Source organism: Curtobacterium sp. MCLR17_045 (assembly GCF_003234405.1).
Classification (GTDB): domain Bacteria; phylum Actinomycetota; class Actinomycetes; order Actinomycetales; family Microbacteriaceae; genus Curtobacterium; species Curtobacterium flaccumfaciens.
On sequence record NZ_QKTB01000001.1, the window covers coordinates 266,651 to 288,392 of the forward strand.

General features: G+C 68.0%; 22 protein-coding genes. 8 read left to right on the plus strand and 14 right to left on the minus strand.

Annotated features, from left to right (window positions below):
• Positions 1–59: 59 nt before the first annotated feature.
• The 5 genes from rplI to DEJ05_RS01395 form a co-directional block, all read right to left on the minus strand.
• Positions 60–512, minus strand: coding sequence for a 50S ribosomal protein L9 (gene rplI / locus DEJ05_RS01375; RefSeq protein ID WP_027466901.1), 453 nt, complete (start codon positions 510–512; stop codon positions 60–62).
• A 14-nt stretch (positions 513–526) separates the two neighbouring features.
• Positions 527–784, minus strand: coding sequence for a 30S ribosomal protein S18 (gene rpsR / locus DEJ05_RS01380; protein ID WP_017887834.1), 258 nt, complete (start codon positions 782–784; stop codon positions 527–529).
• Positions 785–834: 50 nt separating this feature from the next.
• Entirely contained in the window at positions 835–1,404 is a 570-nt protein-coding gene (locus DEJ05_RS01385; protein ID WP_111109533.1) for a single-stranded DNA-binding protein, read from the minus strand.
• A 3-nt stretch (positions 1,405–1,407) separates the two neighbouring features.
• A complete protein-coding gene (rpsF, locus tag DEJ05_RS01390) occupies positions 1,408–1,791 on the minus strand; it encodes a 30S ribosomal protein S6 (RefSeq protein WP_027466903.1) in 384 nt (127 codons plus the stop codon).
• A 176-nt stretch (positions 1,792–1,967) separates the two neighbouring features.
• Complete coding sequence (locus tag DEJ05_RS01395) at positions 1,968–3,407, minus strand: CCA tRNA nucleotidyltransferase (protein WP_111109612.1); 1,440 nt, start codon at positions 3,405–3,407, stop codon at positions 1,968–1,970.
• A gap of 133 nt (positions 3,408–3,540) precedes the next feature.
• Between DEJ05_RS01395 and DEJ05_RS18250 the strand changes: the two genes are divergently transcribed.
• The 5 genes from DEJ05_RS18250 (at position 3,541) to DEJ05_RS01420 (ending at position 11,623) form a co-directional block, all read left to right on the plus strand.
• Positions 3,541–7,659: a DUF6049 family protein gene (locus DEJ05_RS18250; RefSeq protein ID WP_220036988.1), complete on the plus strand. Its 4,119-nt coding sequence runs from the start codon at positions 3,541–3,543 to the stop codon at positions 7,657–7,659.
• A 94-nt stretch (positions 7,660–7,753) separates the two neighbouring features.
• Entirely contained in the window at positions 7,754–8,752 is a 999-nt protein-coding gene (gene trxB / locus DEJ05_RS01405; protein WP_110863691.1) for a thioredoxin-disulfide reductase, read from the plus strand.
• Between the two features lie 66 nt (positions 8,753–8,818).
• Entirely contained in the window at positions 8,819–9,145 is a 327-nt protein-coding gene (gene trxA, locus DEJ05_RS01410) for a thioredoxin (protein WP_017887828.1), read from the plus strand.
• 150 nt (positions 9,146–9,295) lie between these two features.
• Positions 9,296–10,600: a PLP-dependent aminotransferase family protein gene (locus tag DEJ05_RS01415; RefSeq protein WP_111109534.1), complete on the plus strand. Its 1,305-nt coding sequence runs from the start codon at positions 9,296–9,298 to the stop codon at positions 10,598–10,600.
• 60 nt (positions 10,601–10,660) lie between these two features.
• Positions 10,661–11,623 (plus strand): D-alanine--D-alanine ligase, encoded by a 963-nt coding sequence (locus DEJ05_RS01420; protein WP_111109535.1) that lies wholly within the window; start codon positions 10,661–10,663, stop codon positions 11,621–11,623.
• 160 nt (positions 11,624–11,783) lie between these two features.
• Here the strand turns inward: DEJ05_RS01420 and DEJ05_RS17765 are convergent, their stop codons facing one another.
• The 9 genes from DEJ05_RS17765 to rpmH form a co-directional block, all read right to left on the minus strand.
• Positions 11,784–12,086: a hypothetical protein gene (locus DEJ05_RS17765; protein WP_146244990.1), complete on the minus strand. Its 303-nt coding sequence runs from the start codon at positions 12,084–12,086 to the stop codon at positions 11,784–11,786.
• Between the two features lie 163 nt (positions 12,087–12,249).
• Positions 12,250–13,218 (minus strand): ParB/RepB/Spo0J family partition protein, encoded by a 969-nt coding sequence (locus tag DEJ05_RS01425; protein ID WP_111109536.1) that lies wholly within the window; start codon positions 13,216–13,218, stop codon positions 12,250–12,252.
• Positions 13,218–14,111 (minus strand): ParA family protein, encoded by an 894-nt coding sequence (locus tag DEJ05_RS01430; RefSeq protein WP_269149421.1) that lies wholly within the window; start codon positions 14,109–14,111, stop codon positions 13,218–13,220. The genes DEJ05_RS01425 and DEJ05_RS01430 overlap by 1 nt, the downstream gene beginning before the upstream one ends.
• Positions 14,112–14,192: 81 nt before the next feature.
• On the minus strand, positions 14,193–14,852 hold the full coding sequence (rsmG, locus tag DEJ05_RS01435; protein ID WP_111109537.1) for a 16S rRNA (guanine(527)-N(7))-methyltransferase RsmG: 660 nt from the start codon (positions 14,850–14,852) through the stop codon (positions 14,193–14,195).
• Positions 14,849–15,349, minus strand: a complete 501-nt coding sequence (locus DEJ05_RS01440) for a R3H domain-containing nucleic acid-binding protein (RefSeq protein ID WP_071248630.1) — start codon at positions 15,347–15,349, stop codon at positions 14,849–14,851. Before DEJ05_RS01440 ends, rsmG begins: the two co-directional genes overlap by 4 nt.
• Complete coding sequence (gene yidC, locus DEJ05_RS01445; protein WP_111038690.1) at positions 15,350–16,318, minus strand: membrane protein insertase YidC; 969 nt, start codon at positions 16,316–16,318, stop codon at positions 15,350–15,352.
• An 8-nt stretch (positions 16,319–16,326) separates the two neighbouring features.
• On the minus strand, positions 16,327–16,707 hold the full coding sequence (gene yidD / locus DEJ05_RS01450) for a membrane protein insertion efficiency factor YidD (protein ID WP_017887819.1): 381 nt from the start codon (positions 16,705–16,707) through the stop codon (positions 16,327–16,329).
• On the minus strand, positions 16,704–17,054 hold the full coding sequence (gene rnpA / locus DEJ05_RS01455) for a ribonuclease P protein component (protein WP_071404131.1): 351 nt from the start codon (positions 17,052–17,054) through the stop codon (positions 16,704–16,706). The genes yidD and rnpA overlap by 4 nt, the downstream gene beginning before the upstream one ends.
• Positions 17,055–17,101: 47 nt before the next feature.
• Positions 17,102–17,239 carry a 50S ribosomal protein L34 gene (gene rpmH / locus DEJ05_RS01460; protein ID WP_022889115.1) on the minus strand — a complete coding sequence of 46 codons (138 nt, stop codon included), beginning with the start codon at positions 17,237–17,239 and terminating at the stop codon, positions 17,102–17,104.
• A 514-nt stretch (positions 17,240–17,753) separates the two neighbouring features.
• Here rpmH and dnaA point away from each other — a divergent pair.
• The 3 genes from dnaA to gnd all read left to right on the plus strand — a co-directional run bounded on the left by dnaA (position 17,754) and on the right by gnd (position 21,720).
• Positions 17,754–19,208, plus strand: coding sequence for a chromosomal replication initiator protein DnaA (dnaA, locus tag DEJ05_RS01465; RefSeq protein ID WP_071404155.1), 1,455 nt, complete (start codon positions 17,754–17,756; stop codon positions 19,206–19,208).
• 407 nt (positions 19,209–19,615) lie between these two features.
• Complete coding sequence (gene dnaN / locus DEJ05_RS01470; RefSeq protein ID WP_027466916.1) at positions 19,616–20,761, plus strand: DNA polymerase III subunit beta; 1,146 nt, start codon at positions 19,616–19,618, stop codon at positions 20,759–20,761.
• A 71-nt stretch (positions 20,762–20,832) separates the two neighbouring features.
• Entirely contained in the window at positions 20,833–21,720 is an 888-nt protein-coding gene (gnd, locus tag DEJ05_RS01475; protein WP_071404132.1) for a phosphogluconate dehydrogenase (NAD(+)-dependent, decarboxylating), read from the plus strand.
• Positions 21,721–21,742 lie beyond the last annotated feature (22 nt).

The window sequence follows — 21,742 nt, forward strand, 5'->3', positions numbered from 1 at the left end:
CGCAACGACGGGCGGGCCTCCCGGAGGAGACCCGCCCGTCGTGGAGCGGAACGTCAGTGCTACTTGGCAGCGACGACCTTGAGCGAGATCACGGCAGTGATGTCCTCGCGCAGGCGCACGGTGGCCTCGTGGTCACCGACGGTCTTGATGGTCGCGGGGACCTCGACCTTGCGCTTGTCGAGCGAGCCGACGCCCTGCGCCTGGACGGCGTCAGCGACGTCGCCCGGACGGACGGAGCCGAACAGACGACCGTCCTTGCCGGCCTTGACCGACAGGGTGATGGTCGCGTTCTCGAGCTTCATCTTGAGGTCCTGTGCCTCTTCGATGGTGGCGAGCTCGCGCGCGGTACGCGCGGCACGGATCGACTCGACCTGCTTCTCGCCGCCCTTGGACCACGCGACAGCGAAGCCCTGGGGGATGAGGTAGTTGCGGGCGTAGCCGTTCTTGACGTCGACGACGTCACCAGCGGAACCGAGGCCGGAGACCTCGTGGGTGAGGATGAGCTTCGACATGTGTCGACCTCCGATCAGCGGCCGGAGCCGGCGTAGGGGAGGAGCGCCATCTCACGGGCGTTCTTCACGGCACGGGCGATGAGGCGCTGCTCCTGGACGGAGACGCCGGTGATGCGACGGGCGCGGATCTTTCCACGCTCCGAGATGAACTTGCGAAGGGTCGCAACGTCCTTGTAGTCGATGACGCCGACCTTGATCGACTTCGCGGGAGCAGCGTTCTTGCCGCCCTTGCCGCGAGGCTTCCGGCGGTCGCCGGTGCTCTTTCCAGCCATAGTGATTTGTCCTTAGAAGAAAAGTTGTGTGTCCGTCGGAACGCTGAGGATCAGAACGGGGTCTCGTCGTCGAAGTTGCCACCGGGGGTGCTCCACACGTCGTTCGACTGTGCGTTGCTGCCACCCTGCTGGCCGCCCTGGGGAGACCAGGGCGCGTCCGACTGACCGCCACCGTTGTTGTTCCAGTTGCCGCCGCCGTTGCCCGCGGGGGCGCTGGCGCCGCCGCCGACCTGGCCACGACCGCCGCCACTGCCACCCGCTGCGCGGGTGATCTGTGCGGTCGCGTAGCGGAGCGACGGGCCGATCTCGTCGACCTCGAGCTCGATGCTCGTGCGCTGCTGGCCCTCACGGTCCTGGTAGGAACGCTGACGCAGACGACCCTGCGCGATGACGCGCGAGCCCTTCGTCAGCGACCCCGCCACGTGCTCGGCGAACTCGCGCCACACACTCGCACGGAGGAACAGCGCGTCGCCGTCCTTCCACTCGTTCGCCTGACGGTCGAACGTGCGAGGGGTCGACGCGATGGTGAAGTTCGCCACGGCGAGCCCGTTCTGCGTGTAGCGCAGCTCGGGGTCCGCGGTGAGGTTGCCCACCACCGTGATGACGGTTTCGCCGGCCACGGGTTACTCGGCGCTCGCGGTCGCGGTTGCGGAGGCGTTGGCGGCCTTGCGGGCCGCGCGAGCCTCGTCACGCTGCTTCTGGGCGGCGACCTGCGCGATGCCCTCTTCAGCGCGGAGGACCTTCGTGCGGAGCACGGCCTCGGAGAGACCGAGCTGACGGTCGAGCTCCTTGGCGGCCTCGGGCGACGACGTGAAGTCGACGACGGCGTAGATGCCCTCGGACTTCTTCGCGATCTCGTAAGCGAGCCGGCGACGGCCCCAGACGTCCACGTTGTCGACGGTGCCACCCGCGTTGCGGATCACGGCCAGGAACTTGTCCAGGCTGGGAGCGACGGTGCGCTCATCGATCTCGGGGTCGAGGATCGCCATCAGTTCGTACTGGTGCATGCGGAACCCACCTCCTCTGGTCTCAGCGGCCCCGGGCGGTTCCCGGGGCAGGAGGGTTGATGCATGTGCCCCAGACCACGCAGGTGCGCGAGGGGCAACCTGGGTAGCCTACCGGACTGCCTGGAGGCGCGCCACCGGCCTGTGGAGAGCGGTTCCGCCCGGCAGGCGGTCGCGTCTCAGGCGTCGGCGTCGCCTCGGGTGCTCCACCACTCGCGCAGGCGCTCCTCGGCCGTCTCCGGCCCGAGGGGCCCTTCGTCCATCCGGGCCTCGAGCAGGAACCGGTAGGCCTCGCCCACGGCACGCCCCGGCGGGATGTCGAGGATCCGCATGATGTCGTCGCCGGTCAGGTCCGGGCGGATCGACTCGAGCTCCTCCTGCTTGGACAGCACCTTGATGCGGTCCTCGAGGTCGTCGTAGGCGAACGCCAGCCGGTCGGCCTTGCGGCGGTTGCGGGTGGTGACGTCCGATCGAGTGAGTTCGTGCAGCCGTTCGAGCTGCGGTCCGGCGTCGCGGACGTAGCGGCGGACGGCGGAGTCCGTCCAGGCGCCCTCGGTGTACCCGAAGAAGCGCAGGTGCAGCTCGATCAGGCGGGACACCGCGGCGATCGTGTCGTTGTCGAAGCGGAGCGCACGGAGTCGCTTCTTCGCCATCTTGGAACCGACCAGGTCGTGGTGGTGGAAGCTCACGGCGCCGCCGGGCTCGAGCTTGCGCGTCGCGGGCTTGCCGATGTCGTGCAGCAGCGCCGCGAGCCGGAGCACGGTGTCCGGGGGATCGCCGGCGTGCCGCTCGGCCTCGTACCCGATGGCCTGCTCGAGCACGGTGAGCGAGTGCTCGTAGACGTCCTTGTGGTGGTGGTGCTCATCGACCTCGAGCCGCATCTCGGGCAGCTCGGGCAGGAACCGCTCGGCGAGGCCGGTCTCGACGAGCAGCCGGAGGCCGGGGACCGGGTCGTCCGTGTTGAGCAGCTTGACGAGTTCGTCGCGGACCCGCTCGGCGGACACGATGTCGATCGATGCGACGAGTTCCTGCATCGCGGCCCGCACGTCGTCGTCGACGGTGAAGCCCAGTTGGGACGTGAACCGTGCGGCGCGCATCATCCGCAGGGGGTCGTCGCGGAACGAGACGACCGCGGTCTGGGGCGTCCGGAGCCGTGCGGCGAGCAGGTCCTCGACGCCGCCGTGCACGTCGACGAGCTCGCGGTCCGGCAGCCGCAGGGCCATCGCGTTGACCGTGAAGTCGCGACGGAGCAGGTCGTCCTCGATGGTGTCGCCGAACGCGACCTCGGGCTTGCGGGTCTCGCCGTCGTAGACGTCGCTGCGGTACGTGGTGATCTCGACCTGCTCGCCGGCGACCCGTGCGGCGATGGTGCCGAACTGGCGACCGACGTCCCAGGTGGCACTCGCGATGGGTTCGACGATCCGCAGGATCTCGTCCGGCCGGGCGTCGGTGGTGAAGTCCAGATCGGTCACCGGACGGCCGAGGAACGCGTCACGGACGGGGCCGCCGACGAGGGCGAGTTCGTGCCCGGCGTCGGCGAAGGCCCGAGCGAGGAGGTCGACGGGCTCGGTGGTGGCGAGTGCGTCGAGTCGTTCGACGGCCTGGGCAACGGACTGCATGACGGTGCTCATCCTCCCAGATCGAGGCCCCGAGTTCTCCACAAGCCGCGCGCGCACGGGACCTGTTCATGGTCGCGCCTCATACACTCGTGCTCGGCCCGAACCGACCCCGTGGCCCGCTCCCCGTATGCAGATGCTCCGCACCACGCTCGCCGCAGCCGCGTCGACCCTCGTCGCGCTCGGCCTGGTCGTCGCGCCCGTCGTCACCGATCACGCCTCGGCCGCCACGGTGTCCGCAGCCAAGAGCCACGTCGCCGATCCGGCCGCCGCAGACGCGGGCAAGGCGACCATCTCGATCGCCCCCGCGAACCGTGGCGTCGTCCAGCGCGACCAGGACCTCACCCTGTCGGTCACCGTCACGAACGACACCGACGCGGCGCTGCCGGCCGGCACCGCGGAGTTCGACATCTTCCGCTCGGTGAGCACGCGCGACGTCCTGGCGAGCTGGCTCAGCGACACCACCACAACCGGTTACCTCGGCGCCCCGATGGACTCCGTGGACATCCCGGCGATCCCGGCGCACCGTTCGATCACCATCGACTCGGTCGAGATCGTCTCCGGCAACGTGGCGCTCGGCGGGTACTCCTCGTTCGGCGCCCGCCGCATCGCGGCCGAGTACACGGCGGGCGACGCCTTCGCCGTCGACCGCTCCGCCATCACCTGGTACCCGGACTTCGAACAGGCCCCGGTCAGCGTCTCGGTCGCGATGCCGATCACCGTGCCGAAGTCGACCGACGGCATCCTCACCGCCCCCGTGCTGGCCGCCGCGACCTCGGTCGACGGCACGCTCACGCAGCAGCTCGACGCAGCCGAGGACCACAACGTCGCCGTGGCGGTGGACCCGCGGATCATCGCCTCGATCCGGATCCTCGGCGGCAACGCCCCGTCGAGTGCGATCACCTGGCTGCAGCGTCTCGAAGCACTGCGCAACGAGACCTTCGCGCTGCCCTACGCCGACGCCGACGTCACCGGCCTGCGCCAGGCCGGGTCCGACGGCATCCTGTCGCCGATCTCCCTCGACCAGTCCGTCAAGTCCGAGAACTTCCCCGGCGCCGAGACCCCGGCACCGACTCCGACGGCCACGCCCGGGCAGACCTCGTCGCCGGCCCCCACCGAGGCCTCGAGCGGCACCACGACCGACGACGGTGCCGACCAGGCGCAGGAGACGCTGCCGACCACGGAGTCCCTGCTCGACTTCCCGTACTCGATGGACTCGATCGCTTGGCCGACCGAGGGGACGGTGTCCTCCGCCGACCTGCCCGCCCTCGAGCGTGCCGGCACGAAGACCACCATCGTCTCGAGCGGCAACACCTCGGCCGGCGCGGACACCACCATCACCGCGTCCGAGAAGATCGGCGACGACCACGTGCTCGTCTCCGACCAGTCGATGTCGTCGATGCTCCGCCGAGCCGCCGCCGCCACCGACCGGCAGACCTGGTCGTCGACGATGTCCGAGCTCACCGCGACGCTGGCCACCTCGGCTCGTGCCGCCACCGCCACGGGGCCGATCCTGCTGACCCTCGGGCGCGAGTGGCCGTCCGACTCCACCCGGCTCAGCCAGGCGCTGGACGCCCTCGAGAGCACCGCCTGGGTCGCCCCGGCCGACCTCTCCACCGCCTCGAAGGCCGTCGCCGGGTCGCTCACGCTCGCCAGCGCGTCCACCGGCGAGCCCCGGATCGACCAGCTGCAGCGACTCGTGCGGGGGGAACAGGGGCTCTCCGCGTTCGCGACGATCCTCGGCGACCCGAACCAGCTCACCGCGCCCGCCCGGCTCCGTCTGCTCGCGCTCGCCTCGAACGCGTGGCGCGACGACGACCAGGGCCTCGCCGCCGCGGTGGAGGCCCGCACGGCCGCCTGGGCGAAGAGCACCACCGAGGTCGGCATCGTCGACTCGAGCAGCCTCACCCTGCTCGGCGACCGGTCGTCCCTGCCGGTGTCCATCCGCAACAGCTCCGCCTACCCGGTCACGGTGCACCTGTCCGTGCAGCCGTCCAACTCGGCGCTGCGTGTCGTCCGCAACGACATCGTCGTCGAGATCCAGCCAGATTCCTCCACCCGCGCGACCGTCCCCGTGCAGTCGGTCGCGAACGGCAAGGTCGAGCTGACGATGTCGCTCTCGAGCCCCACCGGCGTCGCCGTGGCCGAGCCCGCGACCGTCGAGCTGAACGTGCAGGCGCAGTGGGAGACGGTCATCACCGCGGCCGCCGCGATCGCCCTGATCGGCATCTTCGGCTTCGGCATCTTCCGCAGCATCCGCAAGCGCATCCGCCGCCGAAACGGCGAACTCGACGACGAGGACGACGACGACCCGAACCGCCCCCTGGCGGTCCAGCCGACGGTCGGGGGCGCGCAGGCGTCCACCACCCGGCCTGGAGGCACGGATCACCGCTCCGGAGCGGCCCCCGCACCCAGTGTGGCCGCGTCCACGGCCGGCACGGCCACCGGAGCGGCGACCGCGGCGGTGGACCAGGGCCCCCTGCAGGACGCCATCGCGCGCGCCGGAGCCGAGCCGAGCCTCCCGTCCGACGCCGCACGCAACACCGTCGCGGACGACCGCGACCCCGAGGAGCCGACCATCAGCACCAGCCAGCCCCAGCCCGACGTCGACGCCGAGCCGGTCGCCGAGCGCAGCCTCGGCCGGGCGAGCGCGATGCTGGCCGCCGGCACGATGCTGTCGCGCATCCTCGGCTTCGCGAAGACCTTCGTGCTGGCGTACGCGATCGGGCAGACGCAGTCACCGGCGGCGGATGCGTTCGCGGTGTCCAACCAGCTCCCGAACAACATCTACGCGCTGATCGCGGGTGGCCTGTTGTCCGCCGTGCTCATCCCGCAGATCGTGCGTGCGATGAAGCAGCACACCGACGGTGGCACGGCCTACGTCAACAAGATCGTGACGCTCGGCGGATCCCTGTTCATCGTCATCGCCGTCGTCGCCACCCTCATCGCCCCACTGCTCGTGCAGGTGTACGCGCAGACCGCCTCAGGCGAGGGCAAGGGGTTCACGCCCGGTCAGATCGACCTCGCGGTGGCGTTCGCGTTCTGGTGCCTGCCGCAGATCCTCTTCTACGCGATGTACTCCCTGCTCGGCGAGGTCCTCAACGCGAAGCAGGTCTTCGGCCCGTTCACGTGGGCGCCGCTCATCAACAACGTCATCTCGATCGCCGGGCTCGTCGTCTTCATCGCCATGTTCGGCGGCAGGGCCGCGAACTCCGGCATCGACGACTGGACTCCGCTCAAGATCGCCGTCCTCGCCGGCAGTGCAACCCTGGGCGTGCTCGCTCAGGCCGCCTTCCTGCCGTTCTTCTGGCGCCGGGCTGGCCTGAGCTTCCGACCTGACTTCCGCTGGCGCGGTGTCGGCCTGAAGTCCACGGGCACCGCGGCGGGGTGGCTGTTCGCGATGATCCTCGTCACCCAGCTGGCCGGCATCGTGCAGTCACGCGTCGCATCGCTGGGTTCCGGTGCCGCGGGCAACGCGGTGCTGCAGAACGCCTGGCTGCTCTTCATGCTGCCGCACTCGATCATCACGGTCTCCATCGCGACGGCGTACTTCACACGGATGAGCCACGACGCGGAACGCGGCGACCTCGACGCCGTGCGGAAGAACCTGTCGCTCTCGCTGCGGATCGTCGGACTGTTCACCGTCTTCGCATCGATCGCGCTGATGGTCGTCGCCGTGCCGTTCGGACGCATGTTCTCCAACACCTTCGACGGGGCGCTGTCGATCGGCGCCGTCTTGCTGGCCTACATGCCGGGCCTCGTGCTCTTCAGCATGCTGTTCATCATCCAGCGCGTCTTCTGGGCGATGCACGATCACCGGACGCCGTTCCTCATGCAGTGCGTCCAGTCGGTGCTGTTCGTGATCGGTGCCCTCGCGGTCACCACGCTCCCGAACGAGGCGATCGGTGTCGCGATCGCAGCGTGCACCACCCTCGCGGGCACCGCGCAGACAATCGTCGCCCTGGTGCTCGTCCGCAAGCGGCTCGGTGGCATCGAAGGGCCGGTGGTCACCCGTTCGCACGTGCAGTTCGTCGTAGCCGCGCTCATCGCGGGCGTCGCGGGACTCCTCGTCGTGAACTTCTTCGGGTCGTTCTCGGCGAGCGGCTTCGCGATGGCCGACTTCACCGGAGCGGCCATCACCCTCGTCCTCGCCGGCGCGGTGATGGCAGCCGTGTACTTCGGAGCCCTCGTCGTCGCGAAGAACGGTGAGATCGGCAACGCCGTCCGGATGCTCCGGAGCAAGCTCGGCCGCTGATACCTGCCGAGCACCACACGCTCACGGGGCGTGAGGAATGCCTCGCCGGTACGATGGGTTGACCCGGTCAGACGCAACGGAAGGGCAATCAGGCATGCGCCAGCTCATCATCATCGGTTCCGGCCCGGCCGGGTTCACCGCCGGCATCTACGCAGCGCGCGCAGAGCTCAAGCCGCTCATCGTCGCCTCCAGTGTCGAGACGGGCGGTGAGCTCACCAAGACGACCGAGGTCGAGAACTTCCCCGGCTTCCCCGAGGGGATCCAGGGCCCCGACCTCATGATCAAGATGCAGGAACAGGCCGAGAAGTTCGGTGCCGAGGTCCTGTACGACGACGCCGTCTCCGTCGACCTCACCGGCAAGGTCAAGAAGGTCACCGTCGGCTCCGGCGAGACGTACGAGGCCCTCGCGGTCATCTACGCCACCGGCTCGGCCTACCGTCACCTCGGGCTCCCCGACGAAGAGCGCCTGTCCGGCCACGGTGTCTCGTGGTGCGCGACCTGCGACGGCTTCTTCTTCCGACAGAAGAACATCGCCGTCGTCGGTGGTGGCGACTCCGCGATGGAAGAGGCGACGTTCCTCACCCGCTTCGCCGACAAGGTGACGGTCATCCACCGCAAGGACTCCCTGCGTGCGTCGAAGATCATGCAGGACCGTGCGATGAACGACCCGAAGATCGAGTTCGCCTGGAACAAGGAGGTCACCGGCATCACGGGTGACACCGCGGTCGAGGGCGTCACGCTCAAGGACACCGTGACGGGCGAGGAGTCCGAGCTCGCGCTGGACGGCCTGTTCATCGCGATCGGCAACGACCCGCGCACGCACCTGATCCACGGCCAGATCGACATCGCGCCCGAGGGTACGATCGCCGTCCAGGGCCGTTCGTCGAAGACCAACCTGCCGGGTGTCTTCGCCGCCGGTGACGTCATCGACCCGTCCTACCGTCAGGCCATCACGGCTGCTGGTTCGGGCACGGTCGCCGCGCTCGACGCCGAGAAGTACCTCGCGGAGCTCGACGACGCACTGACGGACGAGGCCGAGGGCGTTGCCCCGACCGAGCCCGCCATGGTCGACGTCATCGCCGCGCGGGCCTGACCCGCCTCGGAATACCACGACGGCATCGCCGTTGTACCCCCTGAACGACTTCTCGAAGGAGCACACATGTCCAACGCCAAGGCTGTCACCGACGCCACCTTCTCGGACGAGGTCCTCAAGTCCGACAAGACGATCCTGGTCGACTTCTGGGCCGAGTGGTGTGGCCCGTGTCGCGCGGTCTCGCCGATCCTCGACCAGATCGCCGAAGAGCACGCCGGCAAGATCGAGATCGTGAAGCTCAACGTGGACGACAACCCCCAGTCGGCCATGAACTACCAGATCACGTCGATCCCGGCGATGAAGGTCTTCAAGGGCGGCGAGGTCGTCAAGACCGTCATCGGCGCCAAGCCGAAGCCCGCGCTCGAGGCCGACCTCGCCGAGTTCCTCGCGTAGGTCGCCCCACCCGAACGGCCCCGCTCTCCCCGGAGAGCGGGGCCGTTCTCGTCCGGAGCCACCGGATGACGATCGGCCCCGTCGCGGAACCCTGGTTCCCCGGGCCGATGTCGTAGTGTGGCGGGAATGTCCCACTGAACGGAGCACTCGATGACGAACGGCAACAGCCTCGACCCCTGGTACGACTCCTACGCCCAGCGCACCGCCGGGCTGAGCGCCTCCGAGGTCCGAGCCCTGTTCGCCGTCGCCTCGCGCCCCGAAGTGGTCTCGTTGGCCGGCGGCATGCCGTTCGTCTCCGCGCTGCCCAGAGAGCTCGTCACGGGCTCCCTGGACCGTGTCATGAACGAGCACTCCGCCATGGCGCTCCAGTACGGCGGCGGACAGGGCCTGCGGTCCCTCCGCGAGCACATCGTGGACGTCATGAGCCTCGAGGGCATCCGTGCCAGCGCCGAGGACGTCGTGGTCACCACGGGCTCGCAGCACGCCCTCGACCTCGTCACACGACTGTTCATCGACCCGGGTGACGTCGTGCTCGCCGAGTCACCGTCGTACGTCGGCGCGATCGGGGTCTTCCGGTCGTACCAGGCCGAGACGGTGCACGTCACGACGGACGAGTTCGGTCTCGTCCCCGAGGCGCTGCGCGAGGCGATCGCGAACCTACGCACCCAGGGCAAGCGGATCAAGTTCCTCTACACGATCCCGAACTTCCACAACCCCGCCGGCGTCACCATGAGCCGCGAGCGCCGCATCGAGGTGCTCGACATCTGCCGGTCGAACAACATCCTCGTGCTCGAGGACAACCCGTACGGGCTCCTCTGGTTCGACGAGCCCGCGCCGCAGGCGATCCGATCGATCGACGAAGAGGGCGTGGTGTACCTCGGCTCCTTCTCGAAGACCCTCGCACCGGGCTTCCGCGTCGGCTGGGCGCTCGCACCGCACGCCATCCGCGAGAAGCTCGTGCTCGCCAACGAATCGGCCGTGCTCGCGCCGAACTCCTTCGGCCAGTACGTCGTGAACGCGTACCTCGACGCCGCGGACTGGAAGGGTCAGGTCGACACCTTCCGGGGCATCTACGCCGAGCGTCGTGACGCCATGCTGTCCGCACTGGGGGAGTTCCTGCCCGACCTGTCCTGGACGAAGCCGAACGGCGGCTTCTTCGTGTGGCTGACACTGCCCGAGTCACTCGACTCCAAGGGCATGCTGCCGCGCGCGGTCAAGGAGCTCGTGGCCTACACGCCCGGCACGGCCTTCTACGCCGACGGACGCGGAGGCGGACACATCCGTCTGTCGTTCTGCTACCCGACCCCGGAGCAGATCCGGGTGGGCGTCAAGCGTCTGGCCAACGTCGTCAACGACGAGCTCGAACTGATCGAGACGTTCGGCCCGACGACCCGCCCGAACACCGTGGTCCGCGAGACGTCGTCCGTCAGTGCACCGCCCCCGAACATCTCCTGATCAGCGCTTTTCCTCGGTACTGATCGCACAGCACCGCAGTTCCACACCGGAGGACCCCGCATGGCCGAGCTCACCCGTCGTCACGTCGTCGTCGTCGCCGGAGGCATCTCGCACGAACGCGATGTCTCCCTCCGCTCCGGTCGTCGGGTCGCCGACTCACTGACCGGCTACGGCTGGCAGGTGGACCTGCGCGACGCCGACGCGATGCTCCTGCCGGCTCTCGCCGAATCACGCCCGGACGTCGTGTGGCCGGCCCTGCACGGCGCCTCCGGTGAGGACGGGGCCCTGCGGGGCATCCTGGAGGCCGTGGACATCCCGTTCGTCGGCTCACGTTCGACGTCGGCCCGGTTGGCATGGGACAAGCCGACGGCGTCAGCGCTGGTCGCCCGCGCCGGCGTCCGTACCCCTCGTTCGGTGACGCTCTCCCACGACGTGTTCCGTGAGCTCGGCGCTGTCGGTGTCCTCGAGGCCATCGCGACCGAGCACCCGGTACCGCTCGCCGTGAAGCCGGCGCGCGGCGGAAGTGCGCAGGGCGTGACCCTCGTCGATGACGTCAAGGACCTGCCGCGGGCCATGGTGACGGCGTACACGTACTGCGACGACGTCGTGGTCGAGCAGCTCATCCGTGGCACCGAAGTCGCCGTGGGGATCATCGACACCGGCGACGGCCCCGTGGCGCTCTCCGCCGTGGAGATCGTGCCGCGCAACGGTATCTACGGCTTCGAAGCGCGCTACAACGCGGGGGAGACGACCTTCTACACCCCCGCACGACTGTCCGACGAGTTCGCCGGAGCAGCCTCGGAGGCTGCGGTGGCCGCGCACGTGGCTCTGGGACTCCGGCATCTGTCCCGCGTCGACCTGATCATCGACGGGGCCGGGACGCCCTGGTTCCTCGAGGCGAACGTGCTCCCCGGGCTCACCGAGACGTCACTGCTGCCGCAGGCACTGTCCGCGTCCGGTTTCGACCTCGGCTGGACCTATGCCGAGCTCGCCGAGCAGGCGATCCGGGACCACCGCGCCTGATCGGTGCCGACCGATGTTCCACGTGGAACACCGGTAGGTGCTCTTCACCTGCCCCTCGGACGGGCCGTAATGTTCCACGTGAAACGGCGGCACTGATTGACTTCCCTGCTTCGCGAGGCGAGGTGTTCCACGTGGAACATCTCGCCATGAGGATCCTCACTCAGCGCCGGTGTTGGCGCCCGGCGCGTTCGGCGGGCCCGGAGGCGCCCGAACCGCGTGAACAGACGATCGGAGAGGCCTTGACGTCAATCTCCACGTTTCGCCACCGCACGCCCTTGTTCGCAAGCATCGAAGCTTCGACTCCCTCAATTGGCAATCCGACGTAGCGCGTCGGATCGTCCGGTCTGCAGTAGCGGCTGGCGGAACGCGATCCTTCGAGAGCGAACTCACGGATCCTCGGGTCGACCGCTCGGAAGATCGTCCCTCGGATCGCTGGTATGAAGGGCGAGCCGATGGTGGTCACGTCGCCACCATCTCACCTGGGGCCAACCACCCTCACTGCTGGAGCAGCCGCGTCGGGCACGCTGCGTTGCCGTCAGAGCTGCCGGAATGAGTCGCAGGGGTGCTGACCGCAGCCCGGGGGCCCCAGGGCGTCACAGCGCCGCACAGAGCCGCACGAAGCTGGTTCAGCCGTCGAGGTCTTCTACCCCGAGCTCACCGAGGATCCGGTTGAGGTCGTCGCCGTTCGCGAAGTCGATCGTGACGGAACTCTTGCGAGCACCGACCGCGATCTTCACCCGCGTGTTCAGGCGGTCGCCGAGCCGCTCAGCGAGATCGTTGAAGTGCGCCTGACGCTTCGACGGTTCGGTCTTCGGCTTCGCCGGCGGCGTCTTCGCGGAGAGTTGCTGCGCGATCGCCTCGGCAGCACGGACAGACAGGTCCTCGTTGACGATCTTCTCGGCCAGGTACTCCATCGCCTCGGCGTCCGGAGCGGCGAGGATGGCGCGCGCGTGTCCGGCAGAGAGGACGCCTGCGGCCACCCGCCGCTGCACGGGGGAGGGGAGGCGCAGGAGTCGGATGGTGTTCGTGATCTGCGGGCGCGATCGACCGATGCGCTGCCCGAGCTGTTCCTGGGTGATCCCGAAGTCGGCGAGGAGCTGCTGGTACGCCGATGCCTCTTCCAAGGGGTTGAGCTGCGCCCGGTGGAGGTTCTCGAGCAGCGCGTCGCGCAGCATCGCGTCGTCGGGGGTGTCCTTCACGATCGCCGGGATCGTGCTCAGGCCGAGTTCCTTCGTGGCCCGCAGACGGCGCTCACCCATGATGAGCTCGTACTGGGGCTCGGTGCCCGTCGCGTCAGGGATCGGCCGGACGACGATGGGCTGCAGGACACCGATCTCGCGGATCGAGTGCACGAGCTCCTGGAGCTCCTCCTCGCGGAACTCCTTCCGCGGCTGTTGCGCGTTCGGGATCACGTCCAGCGGATTGAGGTTTGCGAGTCGGGCTCCCGGCACGGCCACCAGCTCGTCTGCCGTTGGAGCGGATGCCGGCGATCCACCGGTCGGGAAGAACACGTCGACGGGACGGTCCTGCTGATCGGTCGCCGTCGGGATCAGGGCGCCGATGCCTCGGCCGAGTCCGGTTCGCTTCGGTGCCATCAGTGCTTCGCTCCTCGTGCTGCGATCTCGGCGGCCGCTTCCAGGTAGGACAGCGACCCGGTGGAGTTCACGTCGTACGCGACGACGCTCTGGCCGTAGCTCGGTGCTTCGCTCACGCGGACGGAGCGGGGGATCATCGCCTTGAGGACCTGGTCACCAAAGTGCTCCCGGACGTCGTTCGCCACCTGGTTCGCCAGGTTCGTGCGGCCGTCGTACATGGTCAGCAGGATCGTGGAGACCCGGAGGTTCGGATTGAGGTGTCGCTCGATCAACTCGATGTTCCGCAGCAGCTGGCTCAGTCCTTCGAGCGCGTAGTACTCGCATTGAATCGGGATGAGTACCTCCTGCGCGGCAACGAAGGCGTTGATCGTCAACAAGCCCAGCGACGGCGGGCAGTCGATGAAGACGTAGTGGTACGGCTCGTCCAGCGACTGCAGGTACATGTCGAGCGCGGTCCGGAGACGCTGCTCACGTGCCACCAGTGACACGAGCTCGATCTCGGCGCCGGCGAGGTGAATGGTGGCCGGCACACACCAGAGGGTGTCCGACTCGGGGGAGGCCTGCACGGTGTCGGCCATGGGTGCCTCGTCGACGATCACGTCGTAGATGCTCGCGACCTCGGCCTGGTGATCGACACCCAGCGCGGTCGAGGCATTGCCCTGCGGGTCCAAGTCGATGACGAGGACACGAGCGCCGCCATGGGCGAGGCCAGCGGCCAGGTTGACGGTCGTCGTCGTCTTGCCGACGCCACCCTTCTGGTTCGAGACGGTGATGATCCGTGTCTCAGAAGGGAGCGGGAACTGCTGCGTGGCGATCGCGCGCCGGCGGCGATTCAGGTCGGCGATCTCCCGAGCGAGCGGTGTCGACGCGTCGTAGTCGGTCGATGAACTCAACGAGTGCCTCTTCCCCGGTTCGATGTTTCACGTGAAACGCGGAGCCACTGGCGGCCGGATGACCCGGCCCGAGCCGCAGCGTCAGTCAACTGTAGCCCGGAAGACGCGGGTGGTCTCGTCGACCACACCTTCTCCGAGCTCGAGCACCTCGACATCAGAGAGGCGCTTCCGAAGGATGACCTTGCGGGCCTTCTCGATCTCTTCGTCGACCCGCGCACCCTTCATCAGGATGAGCTGGCCGCCGGAGCGAACCAGCGGCACGGTGAGAGGGATGAGCTTCGACAGGGCACTCACGGCGCGTGCGGTGACCTGGTCAACCACGACGTCGTCGGCTACGTCCTCAGCACGGCCGCGGAGCACCGTGACGTTCTGCAAGCCAAGCCGGTCAGACTCAGCGCGAAGCCAATCCGTCCGGCGCTCCATCGGCTCGATGAGGACGAACTCGACGTCCGGACGGGCGATCGCGAGCACGAGACCCGGCAACCCTGCACCGGAACCGACGTCGGCAACGCGACCCCGGGCCTCCAGGAGGGGTGCGAGCAACGCGGAGTTGAGGATGTGTCGCGTCCAGAGGCGGGGCAATTCGAGCGGGCCAATCAGGCCCAGCTCCTCACCCCGCCGCGCGAGCTCGTTGGTGAACGAGCGCGCGACCTCGATTTGGTCACCGAAGAGTGCTGCAGCCGCCGCGGGCTCAGCCTCGAGCACCGGTGCTGCCTCGGTCGGGACGGGTGCGTCCGTCATCGGGTGACGACCGTGTGGCGGTCCCGACCCTCACCCTCGGACTCCGAGTGGAAGCCCTTCTCAGCGACCAGGTCGTGCACGAGCTTGCGTTCGTACGACGACATCGGGGGGAGCGCAGCCGACGACGAACCGGCTTCGATGCGCTCGACAGCGGTGTCCACGAGCCGCTGCAGCTCGTCAGCACGGGCATCCCGCGAGCCACCGACGTCGAGGATGAGCCGGCTGAACTCGCCGGTCTCCGCCTGCACGGCGATCCGGGTGAGCTCCTGCAGCGCCGTCACGGTGTCGGGCTTCGACAGCACGCGGAGCGCCTCGCCGTCATCGGTGACCGACAGGTACACGCGACCGGCGCGTTCCTCGATCTCGATGTCGCCGTCGAGGTCGCAGATGTCGAGGAGTTCCTCGATGTAGTCCGCTGCGATGTCCGCTTCGTCGCGGGCATCCTCGGTCTCGGTGTCCGTCGTCTCGACGGCGCCTGCGGTGTCCTGCTCGGTCACTTACTTCTTCCCGTTCTTCTTCTGGCGCTGCTTGCCGACCGGCTGCTGACGCTGGGTGGTGACGCGCACGGGCTCGATCTCCGTCGCACCGGCGCCGGCACCGGCCTCGGCCAGGACCGGGGTGGCGGTGCCGCGACGCTGTGCCTTCTTGGCCAGGCGGGCTTCACGAGCCAGAGCGGCTTCGGAGCCGGGGGTCGGCATGCTGCGGATGACGAAGTACTGCTGCGCCATCGTCCAGAGGTTCGAGGCCAGCCAGTAGAACATGACGCCGAGGGGGAAGCTCAGACCCGAGATCACGAAGACCAGCGGGAGGATGTACAGCATCATCTTCTGCTGGCGGTACATCGGAGACTCCTTGGTCTCCGGCGACATGTTCTTGGCGACGAGCTGCAGCTGCGTGATGAACTGCGACGCCGTCATCACGACGATCATGAAGCCCGCGATCGCACGGACCTCCCACCCGGAGGCGTTCGTGAACGTCTCGTGCAGGGGCGCACCGAACAGGGCCGCGTTGCCGAACGACGCCGCGAGGTCGTTCGTCAGCAGGCCGATGCCCTTCTGGTTGATCTGGGCCTCGTGCAGCACCGAGTACAGCGAGAAGAAGATCGGCATCTGCAGCAGCAGCGGCAGGCAGGAGCTGAGCGGGTTGGTCCCGGTCTCCTTGTAGAGCGCCATCGTCTCGCGGCTCATGGCCTCACGCGAGAACTGGTCCTTCTTGCCCTTGTACTTGTCCTGGATCTTCTTCAGCTGCGGCGCGACCTCGAGCATGCGGCGCTGCGACTTGATCTGCCGGACGAAGATCGGGATCAGCGCTGCGCGCACCACGAACGTCAGGAAGATGATCGAGAGCACCCACGTGATGCCCTCGTTCGGGTCCATGCCGATGTTCTCGAAGATCCAGTGGAAGCCGACGAGGATGGCCGAGACCACCCATTTGAGCGGCCAGAGGACGAATCCGATGATGTCCATGGGGACGGCTACGCCTTTCGAGTGCGCTGGGGGAGCAGGACCGGCCGGGCCGTTCCGACCGCGGGGTGCGGCTGCTGCGGGATCGGCGCGAGGACGAACCCGAACCGGTTGACGACGAACGGGTGACGGCGTTCCTTGACGTCGTCGATGCCACCAGCAGCCCAGGGGTTGCAACGGGCGATGCGCCAGGCGCCCATGGCGGATCCGCGGACGACGCCGTACTGCTGGATCGCGTCGAGGGCGTACCGAGAGCACGACGGGTGGTAGCGGCAGACGTTGCCGTACAGCGGGGAGATCACCGCACGGTAGGCCCGGAGCACGACGACGCACGCGTTGCGTGGGAGCAACGCGATGACCCAGGCAAGCCGGGTCCACAGAGTGCGGTTCATGCTGCCTTCTCCACCCCGCGCGCGAAGGAGCGCGTGACGTCTTCGAGCAGGGTAGGCCATCCGGCCTGCGATGCGGCTGGCAGTACACGGACCACCACGTCGAAGCCCTGGGGGGTCTCGGCGAGCAGGTCGTGCGCGATCGCCTTGAGCCGCCGCCTGATCAGGTTCCGGGTCACGGCATTCCCCACCGTCTTCGCGACGATGAAGCCGAACCGCGTCGGTCCGTTGCGGTCGACCGGCTGACGGACCACGGACACGACGACGTGCGCCGTGGCGCTCTTGCGACCACGACGCACGACGTTCCGGTAGTCATCCCCGCGCACGATGCGGTTGGCGCTGGCCAACACTGCGACGCCGGGGTCAGACCGAGGACCGGATCAGGCGATGAGCCTGATCAGGCCGAGAGCTCGGTACGGCCCTTGGCGCGGCGCGCCGACAGGATGGCGCGGCCGGCACGCGTCCGCATGCGGAGGCGGAAGCCGTGCTTCTTGGCGCGGCGGCGGTTGTTCGGCTGGAAGGTGCGCTTGCTCATGATGTTCTCCACACGGCTGCTCGCGGCGAGCCGTCACGTATGTGTAGCCGTCCGGGTGTCGAACGACGCAGATGGGCGCGACCAAAGGGCCGCAGTCAACTGGTTAACGGTACGTGACAGCGGCGAGCAGGTCAAACCCCGCCCGGACCGGTTGCGTCGGCGCCGTCGGGTCTGCCGCTGCTCGAGCCCATTCTCCACATTGGGGACAACTTCCGTTCGGTGGGACTCGGTCCGGTCCTTTACAGTGGTGTGATCGATCGCCCCGATGGCCGGTACGACAGGGAAGTACTCCTGTCGCACGGCTCGAGGTGGTCGTGGACAACACTGTGGACAACCCTGTGGGAACCTCCGCGGCAACGAGGCGTCGACGAAGCCCCCGGAGCCACCGACGATCCGCCGGCGACGACCTGGTCCCGAGTGCGGTCGCCGAGGACGCCACGGCATGTCCGACCCCGCAGGACGCACTCTCGTCCGACAGCGAACGCACGACACGACCCCTGGAGACGAGCGCGACATGACGATGCCGGCCGACCCCGTCGAGGACCTCTGGTCATCCGTACTCGGACTCCTCGCCGAGGACCCCCGCATCACGCCGCAGCTCCACGGGTTCCTGAACCTGGTCGAGCCGAAGGGCGTGCTCGCCGGCACCCTGTACCTCGAGGTCCCGAACGACCTGACCCGGGGCATGCTCGAACAGCGCATCAGGATCCCGATCACGGAGGCGGTCGGTCGCATCGGTGACGACTCGGTCGCGAACTTCGCCATCACCGTCAACCCGGACATGGCGTCGGAGCCGCGGGTGGACCCGAACGTCCCCGAGTACGCCGAGCCCGTGCAGGAAGCCGTCGAGCAGAGTGCCGCACCGCGCCAGTACATCGAGGCGCCGTTCGTCCCGAGCCAGATCGACTCTCCCGGCACCAGCGGTCGGCCCGAGTCTCGACTCAACCCGAAGTACAACTTCGACAACTTCGTCATCGGGTCGTCGAACCGGTTCGCCCACGCCGCAGCGGTGGCCGTGGCCGAGGCACCGGCCAAGGCCTACAACCCGCTCTTCATCTACGGGGACTCCGGGCTGGGCAAGACCCACCTGCTCCACGCCATCGGGCACTACGCCGAGAGCCTCTACCCGGGGATCCGCGTCCGGTACGTGTCGAGCGAGGAGTTCACCAACGACTTCATCAACTCGATCGCGAACAACCGCTCGAACCAGTTCCAGCAGCGGTACCGCGACATCGACATCCTGCTGATCGACGACATCCAGTTCCTGCAGGGGAAGGACTCCACGCAGGAGGCCTTCTTCCACACGTTCAACACGCTGCACGACCACAACAAGCAGGTCGTCATCACGTCCGACGTCGCGCCGAAGCACCTGACCGGGTTCGAGGACCGGATGCGATCGCGCTTCGAGTGGGGCCTGATCACCGACGTGCAGGCGCCCGAGCTCGAGACGCGCATCGCGATCCTCCGCAAGAAGGCACAGTCCGACCACCTGCAGGTGCCCGACGACATCCTCGAGTTCATGGCGTCGAAGGTGTCGAGCAACATCCGCGAGCTCGAGGGCACCCTGATCCGGGTCACGGCGTTCGCCAGCCTGAACCGGACGGCCGTGGACATGGCCCTGGTGCAGACGGTCCTCAAGGACCTGATCACCCTCGACGAGGACAACGTCGTCGCGCCGACGGACATCATCAACCACACCGCGGAGTACTTCAAGCTCTCCGTCGACGACCTGTACGGGTCGTCCCGCTCCCAGGCGATCGCCACGGCACGACAGATCGCGATGTACCTGTGCCGTGAGCTGACGAGCCTGTCCCTGCCCAAGATCGGGCAGCTGTTCGGCAACCGCGACCACACCACGGTGATGTACGCGAACAAGAAGATCACCGAGCTGATGAAGGAGCGTCGGTCGATCTACAACCAGGTCACCGAGCTCACCAGCCGCATCAAGCAGGACCGCCGTTACCGCTGAGATCGGCCCGTTCCCGGCCCCATCCACCATCTGAGACGGTTCCATGGGCCGGACTTCTCACAGTGTGGATAGCCTGTGGATAACTGTGGAGGACACGCCGCCCGGTTGTACACAGGTGGGGGGTCACCTGTGGAGACTGGGGATGGAAGTGGATAGATGAGATCCATTCATCCCGTTAACGCTCACACACCGCTCACAAGTCACAAGCGTGTAGTTCCCTACTGCGGAGCGGGATGCACAGGGTTATCCACAGTGTGCACAGGCGTTAACACCATTACTCCTGGTTAACGATCAATCTCTGCGGGACAACCTTGTGGACGGCGGGATGACAAGAAATCCGGCCCCCGTCCGCCTGTGCCAGAATGGGGCGGCCGGACAGTCCAAGCCGATCGACAGGGGTTCCAGCTGTGAAGTTCGAGGTCAACCGGGACGTCTTCTCCGAAGCCGTCTCCTTCGCAGTGAAGCTCCTCCCGCAGCGCACGACCCTCCCGATCCTGTCGGGCGTCCTGATCCACGCCGACGGAGATCGTCTGACGCTCTCGTCGTTCGACTACGAGGTGTCCGCACAGACGTCCATCTCGGCCCAGATCGACGAGCCGGGCACGGTCCTGGTCTCCGGTCGACTGCTCAACGACATCGCGAGCCGGCTGCCGAACGCCCCCGTGTCGTTCACCACCGAGGACGCCAAGATCTCCGTCTCCTGCGGGTCGGCGCACTTCACGCTGCTCTCCATGCCGGTCGAGGAGTACCCGACGCTGCCGGAGATCGGCCCGCAGACCGGTGTGATCCCCGGCGACGCGTTCTCCGAAGCGGTGTCCCAGGTCGCCGTCGCCGCCAGCCGGGACGACGTCACCCCCGTCATCACGGGCGTGCAGCTCGAGGTCGGCGACAACGACCTCTCCCTCATCGCGACGGACCGCTACCGCGTCGCCGTCCGCACCATCGCGTGGGACTCCGGCCGAGTCGGCTCGGACCCCCTGCACGCACTGGTCCCGGCCCGCACCCTGCAGGAGGTCGGCCGCACGTTCGGTTCGGCGTCCACGGTGTCGGTCTCGATCAGCGGCAACTCCGACCGCGAGCTCATCGCGTTCCACGCCGACGACAAGACCGTGACGTCGTTGCTCATCAAGGGCAACTACCCGCCGGTCCGCCGGCTCTTCCCCGAGACCGTCAACGACCACGCGGTGATCAACACCGCGGAGCTCGTCGAGGCGGTCCGACGGGTCTCCCTCGTCCTGGAGCGCGAAGCGGCGCTCCGGTTCTCCTTCACGGTCGACGGGCTCACGCTCGAGGCGATCGGATCCGAACAAGCGCAGGCGTCAGAGTCGATCAGTGCGTTGTTGACCGGCGAGGAAACGGTGGTCTCGTTGAAGCCCGCCTTCCTCCTGGACGGGCTGAACGCGGTGCACTCCGAGTTCGTCCGCATCTCCTTCACCAAGACGGAGAACCCCAACAAGCCGGGCCCGGTGCTGATCACCGGCCAGACTTCGCAAGAGGCCGCAGCGACCGATGGATACCGGTACCTGCTGCAGCCGAACCTGCTGCTGCGATAGGCGCAACAGGCAACCTGCGCTGGCGCACACCACCGGCAGCATCAGCGCGACGACGAACAGAAGAGGAAATCATGCACATCGGTCTTGTCGGCCTCGGTCGCATGGGCAACAACATGCGTGCCCGTCTCCGCAACGCAGGGATCGAGGTCACCGGGTACGACGCCAACCCCGCCGTCTCGGACGTCGCCGACCTCGGCGCCCTCGCCGCTGCCCTCCCGGAGGGCAAGCGTCTCGTGTGGGTCATGGTCCCGCACGGCAAGATCACCGACGACGTGATCACCGACCTGGCCGGCGTCCTCGGCGAGGGCGACCTGGTCATCGACGGTGGCAACTCGAAGTGGCTGGACGACACCACGCACGCCGAGCAGCTCGCTGCGCGCGGCATCCGCTACATGGACGTCGGCGTCTCCGGTGGCGTCTGGGGCAAGGACAACGGCTACGGCCTCATGGTCGGCGGTGACGCCGCGGACGTCGAGTTCGCGATGCCCGTGTTCGACGCGCTGCGCCCCGAGGGTCCCCGTGAAGAGGGCTTCTCGCACGCCGGCCCGATCGGCGCCGGCCACTACGCGAAGATGGTCCACAACGGCATCGAGTACGCGATCATGCAGGCGTACGGCGAGGGCTACGAGCTCCTCGAGGCCAAGGACCTGATCACCGACGTCCCCGCCGTGTTCGCCGGCTGGCAGCGCGGAACGGTCGTCCGTTCCTGGCTGCTCGACCTGATGGTGCTCGCGCTGAACGAGGACCCGAAGCTCGACGAGCTCGAGGGCTACGTCGAGGATTCGGGTGAGGGCCGCTGGACGCTCGAAGAGGGCATCGAGCTCGCCGTGCCGATGCCGGCACTCTCGGCGTCGATCTTCGCGCGCTTCGTCTCGCGTCAGGGCAGCGCCTCGCCGACGATGAAGGCCGTCGCGGCGCTCCGCAACCAGTTCGGCGGTCACGCCGTCAAGAAGTCCTAGGACTTCCCGGGGGAACCCGGAC